Annotated in this window: 20 protein-coding genes; 16 read left to right on the forward strand and 4 right to left on the reverse strand. The window is 66.4% G+C overall.

Features of this window, described 5'->3' with window-relative positions:
• Positions 1 to 134 precede the first annotated feature (134 nt).
• From ACQR10_RS00185 to ACQR10_RS00210, 6 genes are all read left to right on the forward strand, one after another.
• Positions 135 to 1,541 (forward strand): cytochrome ubiquinol oxidase subunit I, encoded by a 1,407-nt coding sequence (locus tag ACQR10_RS00185; protein WP_315801639.1) that lies wholly within the window; start codon positions 135 to 137, stop codon positions 1,539 to 1,541.
• The gene (cydB, locus tag ACQR10_RS00190; RefSeq protein ID WP_315801640.1) at positions 1,538 to 2,548 is read left to right on the forward strand and encodes a cytochrome d ubiquinol oxidase subunit II; all 1,011 of its coding nucleotides are present in this window, start codon (positions 1,538 to 1,540) and stop codon (positions 2,546 to 2,548) included. The genes ACQR10_RS00185 and cydB overlap by 4 nt, the downstream gene beginning before the upstream one ends.
• Positions 2,548 to 2,673, forward strand: coding sequence for a DUF2474 family protein (locus ACQR10_RS00195; protein ID WP_315801641.1), 126 nt, complete (start codon positions 2,548 to 2,550; stop codon positions 2,671 to 2,673). The genes cydB and ACQR10_RS00195 overlap by 1 nt, the downstream gene beginning before the upstream one ends.
• A gap of 111 nt (positions 2,674 to 2,784) precedes the next feature.
• Positions 2,785 to 3,378, forward strand: a complete 594-nt coding sequence (locus tag ACQR10_RS00200) for a L,D-transpeptidase (RefSeq protein WP_316218728.1) — start codon at positions 2,785 to 2,787, stop codon at positions 3,376 to 3,378.
• A 66-nt stretch (positions 3,379 to 3,444) separates the two neighbouring features.
• The gene (locus ACQR10_RS00205) at positions 3,445 to 4,482 is read left to right on the forward strand and encodes an amino acid ABC transporter substrate-binding protein (RefSeq protein ID WP_315801642.1); all 1,038 of its coding nucleotides are present in this window, start codon (positions 3,445 to 3,447) and stop codon (positions 4,480 to 4,482) included.
• Between the two features lie 896 nt (positions 4,483 to 5,378).
• Complete coding sequence (locus tag ACQR10_RS00210; RefSeq protein ID WP_316218747.1) at positions 5,379 to 5,834, forward strand: fasciclin domain-containing protein; 456 nt, start codon at positions 5,379 to 5,381, stop codon at positions 5,832 to 5,834.
• A gap of 313 nt (positions 5,835 to 6,147) precedes the next feature.
• On the opposite strand, the gene ACQR10_RS00215 is transcribed toward ACQR10_RS00210, so the two are convergent.
• Positions 6,148 to 7,287, reverse strand: coding sequence for an acyl-CoA dehydrogenase family protein (locus tag ACQR10_RS00215; RefSeq protein WP_316218727.1), 1,140 nt, complete (start codon positions 7,285 to 7,287; stop codon positions 6,148 to 6,150).
• A 145-nt stretch (positions 7,288 to 7,432) separates the two neighbouring features.
• Complete coding sequence (locus tag ACQR10_RS00220; RefSeq protein ID WP_316218726.1) at positions 7,433 to 8,617, reverse strand: acyl-CoA dehydrogenase family protein; 1,185 nt, start codon at positions 8,615 to 8,617, stop codon at positions 7,433 to 7,435.
• 153 nt (positions 8,618 to 8,770) lie between these two features.
• On the opposite strand from ACQR10_RS00220, the gene ACQR10_RS00225 reads away from it, so the two are divergent.
• Positions 8,771 to 9,316, forward strand: a complete 546-nt coding sequence (locus ACQR10_RS00225; RefSeq protein WP_316218725.1) for a carboxymuconolactone decarboxylase family protein — start codon at positions 8,771 to 8,773, stop codon at positions 9,314 to 9,316.
• A gap of 107 nt (positions 9,317 to 9,423) precedes the next feature.
• Here the strand turns inward: ACQR10_RS00225 and ACQR10_RS00230 are convergent, their stop codons facing one another.
• Entirely contained in the window at positions 9,424 to 10,653 is a 1,230-nt protein-coding gene (locus ACQR10_RS00230; RefSeq protein WP_316218724.1) for an MFS transporter, read from the reverse strand.
• Positions 10,654 to 10,862: 209 nt separating this feature from the next.
• On the opposite strand from ACQR10_RS00230, the gene ACQR10_RS00235 reads away from it, so the two are divergent.
• Entirely contained in the window at positions 10,863 to 12,929 is a 2,067-nt protein-coding gene (locus ACQR10_RS00235; protein ID WP_316218723.1) for a prolyl oligopeptidase family serine peptidase, read from the forward strand.
• Between the two features lie 200 nt (positions 12,930 to 13,129).
• Here the strand turns inward: ACQR10_RS00235 and ACQR10_RS00240 are convergent, their stop codons facing one another.
• Entirely contained in the window at positions 13,130 to 13,804 is a 675-nt protein-coding gene (locus ACQR10_RS00240; RefSeq protein ID WP_316218722.1) for a DUF938 domain-containing protein, read from the reverse strand.
• A gap of 188 nt (positions 13,805 to 13,992) precedes the next feature.
• On the opposite strand from ACQR10_RS00240, the gene soxX reads away from it, so the two are divergent.
• The 8 genes from soxX to ACQR10_RS00280 all read left to right on the forward strand — a co-directional run bounded on the left by soxX (position 13,993) and on the right by ACQR10_RS00280 (position 21,010).
• Positions 13,993 to 14,286 carry a sulfur oxidation c-type cytochrome SoxX gene (gene soxX / locus ACQR10_RS00245; RefSeq protein ID WP_316218746.1) on the forward strand — a complete coding sequence of 98 codons (294 nt, stop codon included), beginning with the start codon at positions 13,993 to 13,995 and terminating at the stop codon, positions 14,284 to 14,286.
• 18 nt (positions 14,287 to 14,304) lie between these two features.
• Positions 14,305 to 14,799, forward strand: coding sequence for a thiosulfate oxidation carrier protein SoxY (soxY, locus tag ACQR10_RS00250; RefSeq protein ID WP_316179399.1), 495 nt, complete (start codon positions 14,305 to 14,307; stop codon positions 14,797 to 14,799).
• Positions 14,800 to 14,814: 15 nt separating this feature from the next.
• Entirely contained in the window at positions 14,815 to 15,126 is a 312-nt protein-coding gene (gene soxZ / locus ACQR10_RS00255; protein WP_315801650.1) for a thiosulfate oxidation carrier complex protein SoxZ, read from the forward strand.
• Complete coding sequence (gene soxA / locus ACQR10_RS00260; protein ID WP_316179398.1) at positions 15,123 to 15,971, forward strand: sulfur oxidation c-type cytochrome SoxA; 849 nt, start codon at positions 15,123 to 15,125, stop codon at positions 15,969 to 15,971. The genes soxZ and soxA overlap by 4 nt, the downstream gene beginning before the upstream one ends.
• Positions 15,972 to 15,994: 23 nt before the next feature.
• Positions 15,995 to 16,297 (forward strand): hypothetical protein, encoded by a 303-nt coding sequence (locus ACQR10_RS00265; protein ID WP_315801652.1) that lies wholly within the window; start codon positions 15,995 to 15,997, stop codon positions 16,295 to 16,297.
• Between the two features lie 137 nt (positions 16,298 to 16,434).
• Entirely contained in the window at positions 16,435 to 18,186 is a 1,752-nt protein-coding gene (soxB, locus tag ACQR10_RS00270; RefSeq protein WP_316179395.1) for a thiosulfohydrolase SoxB, read from the forward strand.
• A 105-nt stretch (positions 18,187 to 18,291) separates the two neighbouring features.
• Positions 18,292 to 19,329 (forward strand): MBL fold metallo-hydrolase, encoded by a 1,038-nt coding sequence (locus tag ACQR10_RS00275; protein ID WP_316179393.1) that lies wholly within the window; start codon positions 18,292 to 18,294, stop codon positions 19,327 to 19,329.
• Between the two features lie 457 nt (positions 19,330 to 19,786).
• Positions 19,787 to 21,010: an MFS transporter gene (locus tag ACQR10_RS00280; protein WP_315801655.1), complete on the forward strand. Its 1,224-nt coding sequence runs from the start codon at positions 19,787 to 19,789 to the stop codon at positions 21,008 to 21,010.
• The last annotated feature ends 446 nt before the right edge of the window (positions 21,011 to 21,456 follow it).

Below are 21,456 nucleotides of genomic sequence, written 5' to 3' on the forward strand. Positions count from 1 at the left end.
TGCCGGGTCTTCGTCGTTTGGGATCGCTCACGCCGCCAATAGGGCGATTTGACCATTTGATATCGTGCGTTGCCGGTGCAATCTTCCGTCATGGGGCGATGCTACAAGCCCCGTGGCAATGACGGACGGTGCTGATGTTCGGTTTGGATGCGGTTGAGCTGGCGCGCGCGCAGTTCGCCTTCACGGTCACCTTCCACATCATCTTCCCCGCCTTCTCGATCGGGCTCGCGTCCTACCTCGCCGTGCTCGAGGCGCTGTGGCTGTGGACCGGACGCGACGTCTATCTCAACGTCTTCAATTACTGGCTCAAGATCTTCGCCATCGCGTTTGCCATGGGTGTCGTCTCCGGCATCGTGATGTCCTACCAGTTCGGCACCAACTGGTCGGTGTATTCCGACAAGGTCGGCCCGGTGATCGGCCCGCTGATGGCCTATGAGGTGCTGACCGCCTTCTTCCTCGAGGCCGGCTTCCTCGGCGTCATGCTGTTCGGCCTGAAGCGCGTCGGCCCGAAGCTGCATTTCCTCGCCACCCTGATGGTCGCAGTGGGCACGCTGATCTCGGCATTCTGGATCCTCTCCGCCAATTCTTGGATGCAGACGCCGGCGGGCTACGCGGTCAACGCCGACGGCCAGTTCGTCTCGGTCGACTGGCTCGCGGTGATCTTCAACCCGTCCTTCCCCTATCGCCTCGTCCACATGGTGCTGGCGGCCTATCTCACCACCTCGCTCGTGGTCGGCGCGGTCGGCGCCTGGCATCTGCTGCGCAATCCGCACCTGCCGGGCCCGCGCGTGATGTTCTCGATGGCGATGTGGATGGCCGCCCTGGTGGCGCCGCTGCAGATCCTGGTCGGCGATCAGCATGGGCTCAACACGCTCGAGCACCAGCCGGTGAAGATCATGGCCATGGAAGGCCATTTCGAGAGCCACAAGGACGGCGCGCCGCTGTACCTGTTCGGCTGGCCCGACCAGGCCAAGGGCGAGCTGAAATGGGCGCTCGGCATCCCCAAGTTCGGCTCGCTGATCCTCAAGCACCAGATCGACGCTCCGATGGCCGGGCTCGACACCGTGCCGCGGCAGGACTGGCCGCCGGTGCCGATCACGTTCTGGTCGTTCCGCATCATGGTCGGCCTGGGCCTGCTGATGTTGGCGCTCGGCGGGTTCAGCCTGTGGGAGCGCTGGCGCGGCCGGCTGTACATCAACCGCGGCCTGCACCGCTTCGCGATTGCGATGGGACCGGCGGGGTTCATCGCCGTCATGGCCGGCTGGATCACCACCGAGACCGGCCGCCAGCCGTTCACGGTGTACGGGCTGCTGCGCACCGCGGATTCCGTGTCGCCGCTCGCCGCCCCGGCCGTCGGCACGTCGCTGCTCGCCTTCATCGTCGTGTATTTCATCATCTTTGCCGCCGGCGTGATGTACATCCTGCGCCTGATGGCTGAGCCGCCGCATCCCGGCGAGCCGGGCCCGAGCAGCGAGCAGCCGGTCCGCACCGCCGGCATCACGCCGGCCGCCGGTGTCGTGCAGGGAGCCGTCGGATCATGAGCGTCACCGTCGATCTCGCCACCCTCTGGGCGTTCATCATCGCGCTCGCCGTGTTCATCTACGTCGTGATGGACGGCTTCGATCTCGGCTTGGGCATCCTGTTCCCGCTGTTTCCCGGCAGGCAGGACCGCGACGTCATCACCAACACCGTGGCGCCGGTGTGGGACGGCAACGAGACCTGGCTGGTGCTCGGCGGCGGTGGCCTGATGGCCGCGTTCCCGCTCGCTTATGCGATCCTGATGCCCGCGCTGTATGCGCCGCTGATCGCGATGCTGGTCGGCCTGATCTTCCGCGGCGTCGCCTTCGAATTCCGCTGGCGCACCCGCGCCCAGCGCAATCTGTGGGACATCGCCTTTGCCGGCGGCTCCTGGGTCGCGACACTGGCGCAGGGCATCGCGCTCGGCGCCATCCTGCAGGGCGTGCATGTCGAGGGACGTAACTATGCCGGCGGCTGGTGGGACTGGCTGACGCCGTTCAGCCTGCTCACCGGCGTCTCGCTCGTGATCGGCTATGCGCTGCTCGGCGCCACCTGGCTGATCCTCAAGACCGAGGGCGACCTGCGCGACAAGGCCTACCGCATCAGCTGGGTCCTGCTGTTCGCGATGCTGCTCGCCATTGCCGCCGTCAGCCTGTGGACGCCGCTGCTCACCATTCAATATTCGGACCGCTGGTTCAGGTGGCCGGCGATCATTCTCACCGCGCCGGTGCCGCTCGCCGTCATTGGCGTCACCGTGCTGATGATGAAGAACCTCGCCCAGAAGCGCGATGGCTGGCCGTTCTTTCTCGCGCTCGCGCTGTTCTTGCTGTCCTACGCCGGCCTCGGCATCAGCATGTATCCCTACGTCGTGCCGCAGAGCATCACGATCTGGCAGGCGGCAGCACCCGAACGCAGCCAATTGATCATGCTGCCGGGCGTGCTGGTGCTGGTGCCGCTGATCCTCGCCTACACCGGCTGGGCCTATTGGGTGTTTCGCGGCAAGGTCGGGCACGACAGCGGCTATCATTGATGCCCTCCGAGCAGCCTGCCCCACTCGCGAAGCGCCTCGCCTGGTTCGTTGCGCTGTGGCTCGCCGGCGTGGCGACCGTCGGCGCGGTGGCCTTCCTGCTGCGGCTCTGGATGAAGCTCGGATGACAGCGGGTGCGCCCTGCGCTCACCTTGACTTTGCTGCGAATATGCTCCTGAAATTTGGCGGGTGGATTTGATCGGGCAAGCTTCGCAGGGGTCCGTCGAGGAGAGCTTTGAATGCCGAGTTTCCGTCGCCTGCTGTGTGCGGCCAGCGCCATCATTGCGCTGGCACTGCCCACATCGCATAGTTTTGCCCAGTCCGAGGACCCCGGCGATCAGCCCGGCCTCGTCGCCGATGACGGCTACGAGCTCGATCCCGAATGGCGCAAGCAGGTGGTCTATTTCCGCACCACCGAGCCGCCGGGCACCATCATCGTGTCCACCGCCGAACGCCACCTCTATCTCGTGCAGCCGGGCGGACGTGCCATCCGCTACGGCATCGGCGTCGGCCGTGACGGCTTCCAGTGGCAGGGGCTGCTGTCGATCACCAAGAAGGCCGAGTGGCCGGATTGGACGCCGCCGCCCGAGATGATCCAGCGCCAGCCCTATCTGCCGCGCTTCATGGCCGGCGGCCCTGGCAATCCGCTGGGCGCGCGCGCGATGTATCTGGGCACCACCGTATACCGCATCCACGGCACCAACCAGCCCTGGACGATCGGCAGCAAGATTTCCTCGGGCTGCTTCCGCCTGGTGAATGCCGATGTCGCCGACCTGTTCGACCGCGTGCCGGTCGGCACCAAGGTCGTGGTGCGGCAGAAGCCGGAACTGTGACGGCGGCGCCCGCCGCCGGACATTCAGCCATCGCTTCGTCCTGACATTTTTTGAAAGAGATTGACCATGCGCACTTTCCGAGGCGGCCTGCTGATCGGGCTCGCCGTCGCCGTCCTCGTCGCGGCGCTCGCCGTCACCTATGAGATGTACGACACCCGCACGCTGAAGCGGACCATCCGCCGCGGCGAGGTGCTGTGCGGCGTCAATGCCGGCCTGCCCGGCTTCTCGATTCCCGATGACAAGGGCAATTGGAGCGGCTTCGACGTCGACTTCTGCCGCGCCGTGGCCGCCGCGATCTTCGATGATCCGAAGAAGGCGAAGTTCGTGCCGCTCGACGCCAGTGAGCGCTTCAAGGAGCTGCAGAGCCGCAAGGTCGACATCCTCTCGCGCAACACCACCTGGTCGATGGCGCGCGAGCAGAACTACGACCTGTATTTCCCCGCAGTCGCCTATTACGACGGCCAGGGCTTCATGGTGCCGCGGTCGCGCAAGCTGGAGACGGCGCTCGACCTCAACGGCAGCAAGGTCTGCGTGCAGGATTCCACCACCAACGCGCTCAACCTCGGCGACTATTTCCGCACCAACAACATGAAGTATGAGGAGGTGAAGTTTTCGAAGCTCGACGACGTCATCAAGGCGTATGACAGCGGCAAGTGCGACACCTTCACCGCCGACGTCTCGCAGCTCTACGCGCTGCGACTGACGCTGTCGAAGCCCGCCGATCACGACATCCTGCCCGACCTGATCTCCAAGGAGCCGCTCGCGCCCGTGGTGCGCCAGCGCGACGACGACTGGATGATGATCGTCAAGTGGACGCTGTACGCGATGATCAATGCCGAGGAGCTCGGCGTCACCTCCAAGAACATCGACGAGGCGCTGAAGTCGAAGAAGCCGGACGTGATGCGGCTGGTCGGCAACGAGGGCAGCTACGGCGAGGACCTCGGGCTGACGAAGGATTGGGCGGCGCGCGTGATCCGTCACGTCGGCAATTACGGCGAGGTCTATGAGCGCAATGTCGGCAGCGAGTCCAAGCTGAAGATCCCGCGCGGCATGAACCAGCTCTGGAACGCCGGCGGCGTCCAGTACGCACCGCCGATCAGGTAGGGGTTTCCGCTCCCCCTCGCCGTCATCGCGAGGAGCAACGCGACGAAGCGATCCAGGATTGTCAGAGAGACTCTGGATTGCTTCGCTTCGCTCGCAATGACGGAGCATGACGTAACCTTCTCGCGACGCCTCTCGCGCCCGAGCTTTGCCAAATCTCCACCCTCCGTAAATCGAGGGCGCAGGGAAGGCCAGGTGCCGACTGGCACCTGCGGTCCGCCTGCGAAAAAAATGCAGGCGGCAGAACCACAGGCTCAGCCGGGACAACCCGGCCTTCCCTGCGCGATGGTGTTAACGCTTATGGCGCGCTCTCCCCGGTGTCCGGCCTGTTAGCCACCGTCGTCGTTCGGGATCACTCCCATCGACTTGACGCCAGCATCGGGGCGCCAGGACCACGCGCTTTTACGTCCGCATCGTCATCGTTCGTCGGCGCGATCTCGCGCGCTGCGATCCGATGCGTCCATCGCGTCGCCGGCCCACGTTTCGTAACGATCGCGAAGCGTCCCTCTTGCGGGCCGTGACGGCGGTAAATGTGCGGCTGATTTGCCCGACGACACAACGCCCGTCGGGTTGCGACAAAATGGCACGACGGGCAATGCGGATGCTCCTACAAAGCAATTAGTCCCGCGGATTCATGGCTCTCGGACGCACTGCCCTGCAGGCCTCAGAGGCGGCTCACGAGTTCGTGAACTCATCCTCAAATCCATCCGAACGCAGCGATCGTAACGAGCCTGACCAATCCGGTCGGGGTGATGCGACCTGGAGGACAGGGCGAACAGGGGCCGCAAATCCCTTTTGCGCATCAGCCAACTCATTAGTTCAGTTCACAGGGAAAAATTCGAATGACGCTGGGAATCCGTTCGTTCGTGGCCGGCGCGTTGATGCTGGGCGCGCTCTCCATGTCCGCCACCGCCGCTCGTGCAGCCGATATCGTCGACACTGCCGTCGGTGCAGGCCAGTTCAAGACGCTGGTGGCGGCCGCCAAGGCCGCAGGCGTCGTGCCGGTGCTGAAGAGCAAGGGCCCGTTCACCGTGTTCGCCCCGACGGACGCGGCGTTCGCCGCGCTGCCGCCGGGCACCGTCGAGGATCTGCTCAAGCCGAAGAACAAGGCCAAGCTCGCCGCGATCCTCAAGTACCACGTGATTCCCGGCGCGGTGAAGGCCGGCGACGTCGCCGGCAAGAAGCTCAGCGTGAAGACCGCGCAGGGCCAGAAGGTCGACGTCGACGGCACCTTCTTCGGCGTGCAGGTCAACGACGCGCATGTGGTGCAGGCCGACGTCATGGCCTCGAACGGCGTCATCCACGTCATCGACAAGGTGCTGCTGCCACCGGCGAAGTCGGCGATGCATCATTGATGCGACGAGGGCGCGCCATCGGTTGATGGCGCGCTCTTTGTCAGTGATCTCTGAGATCGCGACGTTGAAGATCGCGGGGACGCAAATGGCCGATGAGGGCCGATATCGTCCCAACAACATCGGTGTCGTCCCGGCCTTGAGCCGGGACCCATAGCCACCGTCCGGGATTTGGCGAAGGCTGAAGCTGCCAGCGCGGGTCACCACGTCATCCTGTGGTTATGGGTCCCGGCGTTCGCCGGGACGACGGCGCTGGGTGTGGCACGAGTTGGGCCGTACCTGTGGAGAGAGTGACGTCTCGCGAGCGCAGCCTTATTCAGTACCCCCTCAGCTGCGCCAATTGCGCCGCGTGGTAGTTGGCGTCGCCGAGCATCTCCTCGCAGACGCGGGCGCGCTTCATGAAGAAGCCGACGTCGAACTGGTCGGTCATGCCCATGCCGCCATGCATCTGCACGCCCTCCTGGACGGCGCGGGTCGCGGTCGTGCCGGCGCGCGCCTTGGCGACCGCCACGGCCGCCGGCGCGCCGGCAGGATCGGCATCGAGCGCCTGCAGCGCCTTCAGCACGGCGGCGCGCGTGATCTCGATCTCAATGTAGAGCTGCGCGGCACGATGCTGCAGCGCCTGAAATTCGCCGATCGCCTTGCCGAACTGCTTGCGCTCCTTGAGATAGGCAACGGTGCGGCCGAACACTTCCTCGCTCAGTCCCACCATCTCGGAGGCAACCGCGCCGCGGCCGAGATCGAGCACGGCGCTGAGCGTGGCAGCGCCCCCATCGACCTCGCCGAGCACGTGATCGGCGGTCACCTCGACGTTGTCAAAGTTGATGCGCGCGGCGTTGTGCGCGTCGACCATGATGGTGCGCTCGATCGCCACGCCCTTGGCCTTGGGATCGACCAGGAACAGCGTGAGGCCATCGCGCTCGCCGGGCGCGCCGGCGCTGCGGCCGACGACCAGCAGGAGATCGGCGACATGGCCGTCGACCACCATCGCCTTGGCGCCGCTGAGCTTGAAGCCGTTGCCGGAGCGCGCGGCCTGCAGCGTTGTGTGCAGCGGACGATGTTTCGCACCCTCGTCCAACGCTAGCGCGGCGAGCAGCGCGCCATTGGCGATCTTCGGCAGATACTCCGACTTCTGGGCGGCCGAGCCGGCGCGGGTGAGCGCCGAGGCTGACAGCACGGCAGTGGCGAAAAACGGCGACGGCATCAAGGTGCGGCCGATCTCCTCCATCACGACGCCGGCTTCGACCGCGCCGAGGCCGGAGCCGCCGTGCTCTTCCGGCACGAGCAGGCCGGCAAAGCCCATCTCGGCGAAGGTGGCCCAGAGCTCCCTGGAGAAGCCGGTCTCGTCTCTGACGTCGCGCAGCTTGCGCAGGTGCGACACCGGCGCCTTGTCGTTGATCAGCCCGCGCGCGCTGTCGCGCAGCATGGATTGTTCTTCGGTGAGGAGGAGAGGCATGGGGTGTTTCCAAGAATTTTGTTTGTTGGATGCGGGCTCTCTCCACTCGTCATGCCCGGGCTTGACCCGGGCATCCATGTCTCACGTCACGAGGAAAGACGTGGATGGCCGGGTCAAGCCCGGCCATGACGGAGAGAGTGATGAACTACGCCCCCGGCAGATCGAGGATGCGCTTGGCGACGATGCCGAGCATGACCTCGGAGGTGCCGCCTTCGATCGAGTTGGCCTTGGTGCGGAGCCAGGCGCGCGGGCGGGCGCCTTCATGGGAGCGTTCGCTCTCCCATTCGAGCGCGTCGATGCCGCCGGCCGACATCAGGAGCTCATACCGGCGCTTGTTGAGCTCCGTGCCGTAATACTTCATCGCCGAGGAGAACGCCGGATGGCCCTGCCCCGCCTTGGCGAGATCGACCATGCGCTCGGCGGCGGCCGCCAGCGCGGCCTCGTCGACGTCGAAGGTGGCGATGTCGGCGCGCAGCAACGCGTCGTCGAGGCGGCCCTGCGCGTCGCTGCCGACGCTATCCGCCGCGACCTGGCCGAGCGGCCGGCTGCCGCCGCGCTCGCCCATGCCGGAGATCATCGCGCGCTCGTGCTGCAGCAGGTACTTCGCGACGTCCCAGCCACGATTGACGGTGCCGAGCACATTGGCCTTGGGCACGCGGACATTGTCGAAGAAGGTCTCGCAGAACGGTGAGCGGCCGGAGATCAGCAGGATCGGCTTGGTCGACACGCCCTTCGACGTCATGTCGAACAGGATGAAGCTGATGCCGTCGTGCTTCTTCGCTGCGGGGTCGGTGCGCACCAGGCAGAAGATCCAGTCGGCGTAGTTGGCGTAGGAGGTCCAGATCTTCTGACCGTTGATGATGTAGTCGTCGCCGTCGTTTTCGGCGCGGGTCTGCAGCGAGGCGAGATCGGAGCCGGCGTTCGGCTCGGAATAGCCCTGGCACCAGCGGATGAGGCCGGCGGTGATCTTCGGCAAATGCTCGCGTTTCTGTTCGTCCGTGCCGTATTTCAGCAGCGCCGGCCCGAGCATCGAGATGCCGAACGAGGTGATCGGGGCACGCGCGCCGATCGCGGCCATCTCCTGGCGCACGATCTTGGCCTCCTCGCCGTCGAGGCCGCCGCCGCCGTATTCTTTCGGCCAGTGCGGCACGGTCCAGCCCTTGTCGCGCATGCGCTCAAACCAGATGCGCTGCGGCTCGGAGGAGAATTTCGCATTGCGGCCGCCCCAGAACGTATCCTCCTCGGAGGTCATCGGCCGGCGCATCTCCGGCGGACAATTGGCCTCCAGCCAGGCCCGCGTTTCGCGGCGGAATGTGTCGAGATCGGCCATGCCAGGTCCTCACGCGTTTCCATGATTGCTGTCGTTGGCAAGACCTAACCTCAGCGCTTGGCGGAATTCAACATCGATGTCGCCGCGGGCACCCTCGCCTTGCCGGGCGTTCTATGGTCATGATGCCGCCGCGTGAAATACGAGGAAACGAACATGCGCCTGAAACTTCTTTCGCCTGGCGAAATGAGCGCCGACCAGCGCCAGACCTACGACGAGTCGATCGCCAGCAAGCGCGGCTCGCCGCCGCCGCCGATGATGGCCTGGCTCAACAGTCCCGAGATGGCGCGGCATGCAACACGGCTCGGCGCCTTCCTGCGCTACGACACGGTATTTCCCGCAGCATTGTCGGAGATCGCGATCCTAGTGACGGCCCGGCACTGGACCGCGCACTACGAATGGTACGCGCACAAGCGCCTCGCGCTTCAGGGCGGATTGGACATCAAGATCATCGACGCCATCCGCGACCGCCGCACGCCGGAGTTCTCCGATCCCAAGGCGAAAGTGATCTACGACGTCGCCAAGTCGCTGCAAGAGGGCCATGGGCTGACGGATGCGCTCTACAAGGATGCGATAGCAACGCTCGGCGAGCGCGGCGTCGTCGAGATCATCGGCCTGTGCGGCTACTACACGATGGTCTCGATGACGCTGAACACGTTCGAGTTCGATCTGCCGGAGGGCGAGGTGTCGGAGTTGAAGTAAGAAGCGCGTGAGCTGCGATGCGCCGCTGTCGCCACGATGCCGGTGCACTCCCCTCCCCCTTGCGGGGAGGGGAGTGCACTGAGATCGCCGCTCAACTGATGCTCAGCTCATCCCCGCTCCGCCACACCCGCTGCCTCGCGCCGCTTCGACGACCACACCAGCGCAAGCACGCACAAGCCCAGCAGCACCGGCGGGAACACCACCATGTTGACCGCCGACCAGCCGAAATGGGCGAGCAACTGGCCCGAGGAGAACGAGCCCAGCGCCATCAGGCCGAAGATCAGGAAATCGTTGAAGGCCTGCACCTTGTTGCGCTCGGCGGACGTATGCGTCTCCAGCACCAGCGCGGAGGCGCCGACGAAGCCGAAATTCCAGCCGACGCCGAGCATGACCAGTGTGGCCCAGAAGTGCATCGCGGTCAGGCCCGAGAGGCCGATGACGGCCGCGACCGCTTCGAGCCCCAGGCCCAGCGCGACGATGGCCGGCGCACCGAAGCGCGCGATCAGCGATCCCGTGAAGAAGCTCGGGCCGTACATCGCGACGATGTGCCATTGCAGGCCGAAATTGGAATCCGACACCGTCAGCCCGCACATCTGCATCGCCAGCGGCGCCGAGGTCATCACCAGGTTCATCACCGGATAGGCGATGGTGCCGCACAGCGCGGCTGCGATGAAGCGCGGCTGGCGCACGATCTCGGACAGCGGCCGGCCGCCATGCAGATCGGCAGCTTCAGGCTTCGGCAGATCGACGCCGGCCACGATCCCCATCGCGACCAGCGCGACCGCCGCCTGGATCAGATAGCTGAACGCGAACAGATAGGGCTGCCAGACGTCCATGGTCCATTGCACGAGCTGTGGACCGAGCAGACCGGCGAAGATGCCGCCTGCCATCACCCACGACACCGCCTTGGGCCGGAACGCGGCGCTGGCGCCGTCGGCAGCGGCGAAGCGATAGGATTGCGCGACCGCGCCATAGAGGCCGCCGAGGAACGTCGCCAGGCAGAACAGTGCGAACGAGCCGCGCAGAATCGCGAGGCAGCCGAGCACGCCGGTGACGGCGCCGCAGCCGGTACCGATGAGGAAGGCCGCCCGGCGGCCATAGCGCCGCGAGATCGCGCCGGTCGGCAGGGTGCCGGCGGCGAGGCCGACGACGTACATCGAGATCGGCACCGTCGCGAGCCCGATGTTCGGGGCAATGGTGACGCCGACGATCGCGCCGGTCGCGAAGATCACGGCCGAGTTGGCGCCGGTCAGCGCCTGGGCGGCCGCGAGCCGCGCCACGTTGCGGCGAGCGCGGGCATCATCGGAAGTGTCTTCGCTCACGGTCAGATCGATCATCTCAGGTATCCGGGGGCGTGGCGCGCACGCTTCGCCTTGCTGGTTCAGCCGCACTATTGGGGGAAGCACGCGCCCGAGGCAACGGGCGCGAACGGAGACAAGCCATGCGGCAGCGGCCGCGCCACCGAGCGTGATTCGACACTCCCGACCCGCCCGGCTAATCAAGCCGACGGTATTCTCGCGTCAACGGCGCCCGCGGAGCTTGAGCCATGTCAATCGACGATCGTCCGACCATCGCGGCGCCCGATGACGATCCGTATCTGTGGCTCGAGGAGATCGACGGCGAGCGCGCGCTCGCCTTCGTCGCGGCGCAGAACCAGCGCACGCTCGCCGCGTTCGGCGATGCGGCCTTCGCACGCGACCGCGACGCACTAGCTGCCATTCTGGACCGGCCCGACAACATCCCGTTCGTGAGCCGACGCGGCGGGCTGCTGTACAATCAGTGGAAGGACGCGGCGCATCCGCGCGGCTTGTGGCGGCGTACGACGCTGACGGAGTTCCGCAAGGCGCAACCGCAATGGGATGACCTGCTCGACATCGACCGACTCGCCGCCGACGAAGGCGAGGACTGGGCGCTGAACGGAGTCTCGAGCCTGCCGCCGGCCCATGAGCACGCCATCCTGAGCCTGTCACGCGGCGGCAGCGACGCCGTGGTGCTGCGCGAGTTCGACCTCGCGGCGAAGCGCTTTGTCACGGGCGGCTTCACGCTCTCGGAGGCCAAGGGCAGCGCCGCCTGGCTCGATGCCGACACGCTGCTGCTGGCGAGCGCGTTCGGCCCGGGCATGGCGACGCCGTCCGGCTACGCCCGGACGGTGCGGCGCTGGCGGCGCGGCCAGCCGGTCGAGCAGGCGGAGGTGATCTTCAGCGCCGAAGGCAGCCAGTCGACATGGGTGCATGTCGGCGTCGATCGCAGCGTCGCGCCGGCACGGGTGTGGTTCGCCGAGGGCATCGACTTCTTCAACCAGCATCTCTGGCTCGGCGACGGCAGCGGCGCGCGGACCAGGCTCGATCTGCCGACCGACTGCTGGATGTCGGCGCATGGCGACTGGATGGCCATCAAGCTGCGCCAGCCCTGGAGCCTCGGCGAGGTCACCCATCCTGCGGACGTGGTGCTCGGTCTCCGGCTGTCGGCATTCCTTGCCGGGCGCCGCGATTTCACCCGCGTGTTCGAGCCCGCGCCGCGACGCGCGCTGCAGGGCCTGTCCTGGGCCGGCGGCCGGCTGGTGCTGTCGATCCTCGACGAGCTCAGGGCCAGGTTCGAGGTGTGGACGCCGTCACGGGAGGCGTGGAGCTGTGAGCGGCTGCCCGGCCTGCCGGAGATCGCGACGGTGGACGTCTGGCGCCTCGACACCGACGAGGCGGAAAGCAACGGCGACCTGCTCGCCAACGTCCAGGATCCGCTGACGCCGCCGTCGCTGCAACTGATCGAGGGCTTCGCTGCACCCGTGATCCTGAAGCAGGCGCCTCGCACCTTCAGCGCCGAGGGGCACGTCGTCACACGGCACGAGGCGATCTCGGTGGATGGCGAGCGCATTCCCTACACCCAGACCGGACCGGCCGAGCTGACCGGCGACGCGCCGGTGCACATGAGCGCCTATGGCGGCTTCGGTCACACGCTGCGTCCGGCCTACAATGCGGCACTGGGCAAGCTGTGGCTCGAGCGCGGCGGCACCCTGGTCGAGGCCAACATCCGCGGCGGCGGCGAGTTCGGCACAGCCTGGCACGACGCCGGCCGCTATGCCGGCAAGCGGCTCGCGCATGATGATTTCGCCGCGGTCGCCGCCGATCTCGTCCGCCGCGGCGTCACGGTGCCGAAGCGCATCGCGGCGCAAGGCGGCTCCAATGGCGGCATCCTGATCACCAACATGCTGGTGCGCTACCCCGAGCGCTTCGGCGCCTTGTTCTGCACCATCCCGCTGATCGACATGCGCCGCTATACCAAGCTGCTCGCCGGCGCGAGCTGGATCGCCGAATATGGCGATCCCGACCAGGACGCGGATTGGAGCTGGCTGCAGACCTATTCGGCCTATCACACCGCCACGCCCGGGCAGCCCTATCCGCCGATCCTGATCGCGACCACGCGGCGCGACGACCGCGTCCATCCCGGCCACGCCCGCAAGATGACCGCCAAGCTGCAGGCCATGGGCTACGACGCGTGGTTCTACGAACCCGCCGCCGGCGGCCATGGCTATGGCACCGACAACCGCGAGCGCGCCAGCTTCATCACGCTGGGCACCCGGTTCCTGGCGCGGCATGTGGGGCTGGAGATGGCGTAGCGCCTACGCTCCGTTACCGTGCTGCCGGCCCCACCCACCGCTGTCGTCCCGGCGAACGCCGGGACCCATACTCCGCGGCAGGAGTTTGTCGCGAGGGCAGATGTCACGCCGATCTCGCGTCACAACTGGACCCTGTGGCTATGGGTCCCGGCGTTCGCCGGGACGACGGCGGAATTCGGAGCAGCGCCGTCGACAACTCACTACGTCCGACCGAACACCAGGATCATGTTGTTGGCCGGCATCTCCACCGTCTCGCGCAAGGCGAGGCCATTGCGCGCGGCGAGCGCGTCGAGATCGGTGATGTCGCGCACGCCCCAGTCCGGATCGCGCTCGCGCAGGGAGGTGTCGAACACGGCATTGCTGACCGCGGTGTGCTTGCCGTCACGCTTGAACGGGCCGTAGAGCACCAGCACGCCGTCCGCCGACAGCGCCTGCCCGGCGCCGGCGAACAATCCCTCCGCCACCGCCCAGGGCGCGATGTGAATCACATTGGCACAGAAGATCGCGGCGAGCTGCGAAGGCCCGCCCGCGGCGCGGAACGCCGCCGGCCAGCCGGGATCGGACAGGTCGATGCGCTGGGCGTCGCGGATGTTGGACCGCCCGGCATGCCGGCGCCACGCCGCGATGCTGGCGAGGTGGTTGGCGTTGAGATCGCTCGGCCACCACGTCAGGTCCGGGCGCTGGGAGGCGAAATGCACGACATGCTGGCCGGTGCCGCTGCCCGCCTCCAGCACGTCGCCGGTCTTGCCCGCCAGCAGCCGTCCCAGCACCGCCCAGATCGGCTGGTGGTTGCGATGGAACGCGGCCGCGTCGAGCCGTCCGTCCGGTTCCACCGGCCGGCCGTCCCGGCCGAACTCCACGACATACTCCGCCATGCCCACTCTCCCGGCGCCAGATGAACGGCCTTCGTTAACCGCGTTGCGGCGGCCACCATAGCTGCATTGTCAGCCGATGGTCTTTATGCTTTGCAGCTCCTATATTACCGAGATCACCGAGACGTCGGAATTCCACCTTGATCACACCTGTCCTGCGTACCGCCCTGGCGATGGGGCTCTCGCTCGCCATGTCCATGGCCGCTCACGCCCAGTCCGGTGCCGCCGACGGCCAAAAGCTCGCCTTCGACCGCGGCAAGGGCAACTGCCTGACCTGCCACGAGATCAAGGGCGGCGACCTGACGGGCTCGATCGGCCCGAAGCTGGAGAACCTCAAGGCGAGATACGACCGCGCCGAGCTGATCGCGATTCTCAACGACGAGACCAGGCGCAATCCGCTGACGGTGATGCCGCCGTTCGGCCGCAACCGCATCCTGACCGAGCAGGAAATCAGCGCCATCGTCGATTTCCTGCAGACCCTCTGATTCCGTTTGGAGACCGCCATGACTGCCTCGTTCGGCCCGTTGGCCCACCGCCGCCTGTTCCTGAAGGGCGCCGGCCTCGTCGCGCTGATCGGCCTCGGCAACGCCGTGCTGCACGCCGCGCCCGCCTTCGCGGCGACCAACGATAACAAATATCCGGAAGACGCCTTCAAGCAGAAGAACGCGGGCGACGCGGTCAAGGCGCTGTACGGCCGCGACCACGAAGCGTCCGACAAGATCAAGCTCGACGCGCCGGAGATCGCCGAGAACGGCGGCGTGGTGCCGATCGCGGTGACGACCACGCTGCCGAACGTCACCTCGATCGCTTTCATCGTCAGCGAGAATCCGTTCGCGCTGGCGGCGTCGTACCACATCCCCGACGGCACCGTGCCCGCGGTGGCGAACCGGCTCAAGATGGCCAAGACCTCCAACGTGATCGCGCTCGTCGAATCCGGCGGCAAGCTCTACAGCGCGACCAAGGAGGTCAAGGTCACCGTCGGCGGCTGCGGCGGCTAAGGTCAGGAGATCATCATGGCATCGAGCATCCGCGTCCGCGCCGTCCTGAACGGCGACATCGCCGAGGTCCAGACCCTGATCCAGCACCCGATGGATACGGGCCTGGTCAAGGACGCCAAGGGAGAGCTGATCCCGGCGCACTACATCCAGCAGGTCACCTTCGTGCACAAGGACAAGACGGTGTTCCTGGCCGATTGGGGCACCGCGGTCTCGAAGGACCCCTATGTCAAGTTCGCCTTCAAGGGCGCGGCCAAGGGCGACGAGCTCAAGGTGAGCTGGGTCGACAGCAAGGGCGCGACCGACAGCCTGACGGCGACGATCCAATGAGGGCGCCGTGCCTCGCGCTGACTGTCGCGGCCGCGCTCGCTCTCGGCGCCTGCGGCGCCGCGGCCGCGGACAAGCCGAACCCGGCCGCCGACGCCAAGGCGTTCCAGGATTACTTCGTCAAGAAGTTCCCGAAGGTGGCGTTCGATGATTTCGTCAACGGGCCGTATTCGATGAACGCCGACATGCGCAAGCAATGGGAAGAGAAAGAGGAGTTCCCTCCTTACGAGTTCGCGCTCGACGCCGGCAAGGAGATGTTCGCCAAGCCGTTCAAGAACGGCAAGACCTATGCCGACTGCTTCCCGAACGGCGGCATCGGCATCCGCCAGAACTATCCCTATTTCGACGACAAGGAAGGCAAGGTCATCACGCTGGAGCTGGCGCTGAACCGCTGCCGCGAGGCCAATGGCGAGCAGCCCTACTCCTACGTCAAGGACGAGATGGCCTCGCTGACCGCCTACATGGCGTTCACCTCGCGCGGCAAGCGCTTCGACATCAAGATCCCCGATGACCCGCGGGCGCTCGAGGCGTTCGAGAAGGGCAAGGAATATTTCTACACCCGCCGCGGCCAGCTGAATTTCTCCTGCGCGAGCTGCCATGTGCAGAGCCCGGGCGAGCGCATCCGCGCCGAGATCCTGGCGCCGGCGCTCGGCATCCTCAACGCGATGCCGATCTACCGCTCGGAATGGAGCGGCATGGGCACGATCAGCCGGCGCTTCGTCACTTGCAACAGCCAGACCCGCGCCGTGCCGCTGGAGCCGCAGTCGGACGAATACCGCAACCTCGAATATTATCTGTCCTACGTGTCGAACGGCCTGCCGGTTTCAGGACCGGGAGCGCGGCCATGAAAAATGTCACGACAGCAGGCGCCATGAAAAAGATCGTGTTCGCCATGATGGTATCCGCGGTCGGCGCCGGCTCCGCGCGGGCCGCGTCGGAGGCCGACTATCTCGCGGCGGTCGCGGCGGCCGAGAGCGCCAACAAGGAAGCCGGACGTCTGCGCAACCAATGGACCGTGACCCAGGCCGCACTCACCGCTGCGAAGAAGGCAGCGGATTCCGGCAATTTCGATTCTGCGCTGAAATCGGCGCAGGAGGCCGAGGCGCTCGCCAAGGCCTCGATCGTCCAGGCCACCAGCGAGAAGCAGCGCTGGAAGGACATGGAGATCCGCTAGAGCATGATCCGGAGACGTGGCAACCGGTTCTCCCTCGCGACAACCGCCGAAGGCGTTTGCGCGGAGATCATGCTCACACAAAGGGATGGATCATGATGCGATTCCATGGAATCGCATCATGATCTAGAACGCTGGCCATGACGATGCGGCGCCGGGATTTTCTGAAAGTATCGGCTGTCGCGGCCATCGCCGCGCCGGCGCTGCTGCGCAGCGCGACCGCCGCCGACACCGTCAGCCTGTACGACATCGAGAAATTCGGCAACGCGCGCATCCTGCACATCACGGACACGCATGCGCAGCTGCGGCCGCTGTTGTTCCGCGAGCCCAGCGTCAATCTCGGCATCGGCGAGATGTGGGGACGGCCGCCGCATCTGGTCGAGCGCGCCTTCCTCGACCGCTACGGCATCCGGCCCGACAGCGCGGAGGCTTATGCCTTCACCTCGTTCGAGTTCGAGAAATACGCCGTCCGCTTCGGCCGGATGGGCGGCTTCGCGCATCTGAAGACGCTGGTCGACAAGCTGCGCGCCGATGCCGGCGACCATCGCTCGGTGCTGCTCGATGGCGGCGATCTCTGGCAGGGCACCGGCCTCGCCAATGCGATGCGCGGCGCCGACATGGTGAGCGCGGCCAATCTGCTCGGCATCGACGCGATGACCGGGCATTGGGAGTTCACCTATGGCGAGGAGGCGCTGCGCGCCAACCTCGCCCGCTTCAAGGGCGAGTTCCTGGCGCAGAATGTGTTCCTGACCGAGGAGGCCGCGTTCAACGACGCCAAGGCATTCGATCCCGGATCGGGGCGCGTGTTCAAGCCGGCCACCATCAAGGAGATCGGCGGCGCCCGCATTGCCGTGATCGGCCAGGCTTTCCCCTACGTGCCGATCGCGCATCCGCGCCGCTTCACGCCGGACTGGACGTTCGGCATCCGCGAGGAGGAGTTGCAGAAGCTGGTCGATGGCCTGCGCGGCGCCGACAAGGTCGATGCCGTGATCCTGCTGTCGCATAACGGCATGGATGTCGACCTCAAGCTCGCGAGCCGCGTCACCGGCATCGACGTCATCCTCGGCGGCCATACCCATGACGCGGTTCCGCAACCGGTCGCGGTCAGCAACGCCAAGGGCGCGACCTTGGTCACCAATGCCGGCTCGAACGGCAAATTTCTCGCCGTGCTCGATCTCGATGTCGGCAAGGGCCGCGTCGCCGATGCACGCTATCGGCTGCTGCCCATCTACTCGGAGCTGCTGAAGCCCGATCCCGCGATGCAGGCGCTGATCGACCAGACGCAGCAGCCGCAGGTCGCGGCCTGGAGCGAGAAGCTCGCAACATCGGACCGGCTGCTGTACCGGCGCGGCAATTTCGAAGGCGCGACCGACGACCTGATCTGCGCGGCGCTGCGCCGCGAGCTCGACGCCGAGATTGCGCTGTCACCCGGATTCCGCTGGGGTCCGACCTTGCTCGCCAACCAGTCCATCCTGCTGGAGGACGTGCTGGCGCAGACCGCCATCACCTATCCCGAGACCTATGTGCAGCGGATGACCGGCGCAGAGATCAAAGACGTGCTCGAGGACGTCTGCGACAATCTGTTCAACGCCGATCCCTACCTGCAGCAGGGCGGCGACATGGTGCGCACCGGCGGGCTGTCCTACCGCTGCGCGCCCGCCGAGCCGATCGGCCGCCGCATCTCCGATCTCACGCGCGACGATGGCCGCCCGCTCGACGCGCGCAAGAGCTACAAGGTCGCCGGCTGGGCCTCGATGAACGCGCAAGACGGCAAGCCGGTGTGGGACGTGGTCGCCAACCACCTGCGCGACGGTCAGCTGGTGCTGGTCGGAACCAACAAGGTCACGCTCTCGGGCGTCGACGGCAATCCCGGATTTGCATCGCAATCGTGACCGCGGATGGCGCGGTGCAATCCGGCCTGCCGAGCGTCCGCCGCATTGGTGACATCGGGCCGATCGTGCTAATGCCACGACGATCCTGATCGAAAGGAGGCGCCGATGATCTTCCGCCAATTGTTCGACAGCGTCTCCGGCACCTACAGCTACATCCTTGCCAGCCGCACCGGCGGCGAGGCTGTCATCATCGATCCCGTGCTGGAGAAGGTCGACCGCTACTGCCAGCTGCTGCGTGAGCTCGATTTGCGCCTGGTGAAGGCCGTCGACACCCACCTGCATGCGGATCACGTCACCGGCCTCGGCGCTTTGCGCGACCGCACCCATTGCGTCACCATCATGGGCGAGCAGACCAAGGCCGATGTCGTGGCGATGCGCGTCAGCGAGGGCGACCGGATCGCCATCGAGGGCATCAGCCTGGACGTGATGTACACGCCCGGGCACACCGACGATTCCTATAGTTTCTCGATGGGCGACCGCGTCTTCACCGGCGACACGCTGCTGATCCGCGGCACCGGCCGCACCGATTTCCAAAACGGCGATGCGCGGCAGCAGTACGACTCCATCTTCAACAGGCTGCTGCGGCTGCCCGACGACACGCTGGTCTATCCCGCGCACGACTACAAGGGCGACACCGTCTCCACCATCGGCGAGGAGCGCCGCTACAATCCGCGCCTGCAGGTCAAGTCGGTCGACGACTACGTCGCGCTGATGGCGAATCTGAAGCTGCCGAATCCGAAGATGATGGATGTCGCGGTGCCCGCCAACATGCGCGTCGGGCTGCATCAGGAGGAACTGGCGAAGCAGGGCCTGTCGCTGTCGGCACGTGAGGCGATCGAATGCCTGGGACGTCCCGACGTGCTGCTGGTCGATCTGCGCGAGGCCGCCGAGCGCGCCAAGCACGGCACGCTGTCCGGCGCGCTGCACGCGCCCTATCCTGCGATCGCCGACAATCTCAAGCCCGGCGGCATGCTGCGCGAGGTTGCCGCCGCCACCGGCCGCCGCATCGTGTTCTTCTGCGCCTATGGCGAGCGCTCGGCGATGGCCGTGCAGACCGCGCAAGCGGCGGGGCTTGCGAATACGGCACATATCGAGGGCGGACTGGACGCGTGGAAGAAGGCCGGCGGACCGGTGGTGCCGTAGGGAGTTACGCTCTCGCTCTCCTCTCCCACCTTTCGGCAGCCTTCGACCGCACCCCACACTCGCTGTCGTCCCGGGCAAGACCGTTGACGCGAAGCGTCAGCGGGCGCCGACCCGGGACCCATACCGCGTGATCCGTCTTGAGGCAGGCTGCGTGTTGCACGACTCGCGCAACAAACATCCGCCGGTGGTTATGGGTCCCCGCGTTCGCGGGGACGACACCTGTGGTGGGGACACACCGTGCCTTCCTGCCCACAACCCCGGAACGGCGGCGGGTGACTTGCCGCCCCTCGGCCGCCGGCCATCCCGCGCAGGTGCCATGCGCGGGCGTTCATGGACAATGAACCGCAATCCGATACTGTGGCGTTGTGTCGCGCGCCTCTGTTTAGGCAGCATCGGCGGTTTGCCGGCAACGCGTCCTCTTTTCCATCGCTGACGACCGGAGCCACACGGATCGACCATGGCTGACGTTCTCGCCGCACCGCAACATGTCCGTGCTCCGGTCCGGGCCGCCTCCCCGCTGCGCACGCTGGCGCTGATCTCGCTGGCGCATTGGGTCAGCCACCTGCACATGCTGGTGCTGCCGATGCTGTTTCCGTACCTCAAGGAGAAGCTCGGCGTCGGCTATGTCGAGCTCGGCTTTCCGCTCACCGTGTTCGCCGTGGTGTCGGCGCTAACGCAGGCCCCGGTCGGCTATCTCGTCGACCGCGCCGGCGCCCGCCGCATCCTGCTGCTCGGCCTCACGCTCGGCGGCCTGTCGCTGGCGCTGCTCGGGTTCTACCTGACCTACACGAGCCTCGTCGTCTCGGCGGTGCTGCTCGGCCTCGCCAACGCGGTCTACCATCCCTCGGACTATGCCCTGCTGTCGGCCCACATGGACGAGAAGCGCATGGGCCGCGCCTTCGGCGTGCACACCTTCGCCGGCTATCTCGGCGGCGCCGTCGCGCCCGCGGTGATGGCGGCCCTGGTCACCACCGTCGGCGGCTCCGGCGCGCTGATCGCGGCCGGCCTGGTCGGACCGCTCGCGGCGCTGCTGCTGCTCGTCGGCAACGTGCCCGAGGTGCCGCCGCATCCGCATCACACCGCTGCCGATGGCAGCAAGGCGAAGCAGCCCAGCCTGCTGACGCCGATGCTGATGCTGCTGACCGTGTTCTTCATGCTGCTCAGCCTGTCCAACGCCGGCATCGCCAGCTTCGGCGTGGTCGCATTCATGAACGGCTACGGCATCTCGTTCTCGACCGCCAATATCGCGCTGACCGCATTCCTCGGCGCCAGCGCCGTCGGCGTGCTCGCCGGCGGCCAGCTCGCCGACCGCATCAGGCATCACAACCTGGTCGCGGCCGTCGCCTATGCGATCAACGCCGTGCTGGTGCTGATGATCACTTTCATCAACCTGCCAACCGTGCTGCTCACGGCGATTATGCTGGTCGCCGGCTTCATGAGCGGCGTGATCGCGCCGTCGCGCGACATGCTGGTGCGCAACGCCGCCCCTCCGGGCGCCGCCGGCCGCGCCTTCGGCATCGTCTCCACCGGCTTCAACTTCGCCGGCGTCGTCAGCCCGCTGCTGTTCGGCTGGATCATGGACATGAACGCACCCCGCTGGGTGTTCGGCGCCTCGGTCGTGTTCATGCTGCTGACCATCGTGCTGGCGTTCTTCACCGAGCCGAAGAAGGCCAAGGCGTAGTTTTCGACGTAGGGTGGGCAAAGCGACGCGTGCCCACCATTTGTCACCGACACCACAGCTACCAACGGTGGGCACGCAGCGCCTGATGGCGTCGCTTTGCCACCCTAGGGACAGTAAGCTATTAGTTCGTCCGCGCTGCCCGATGCAGCGCCCTCTCCCCTTGCGGGAGAGGGCATCGCTGGCGCATCGGCGCACTCCGTCGGGTGAGGGGGGTCTCTCTCGGCGAAGGAAGCCGGCGGAGAGAGACCCCTCACCCGACCGAGCTTGCTGATCTGTCCTACATGCCCTCTCCCACAAGGGGAGAGGGCGCAATGATGAGCACCTCTGATAGTTGCGCGACGCTTGAGACGCGCTTCCACCTCTCCATGCAACGCTGCTGTCTCTTCCCGCGTGTTGACATCACCGTCCATGCATCGATGATGTCCCGATAATGACAATATCGGGGA

This window comes from Bradyrhizobium sp. HKCCYLRH2060, from assembly GCF_051168135.1.
In the GTDB taxonomy this organism is placed as follows: Bacteria; Pseudomonadota; Alphaproteobacteria; order Rhizobiales; family Xanthobacteraceae; genus Bradyrhizobium.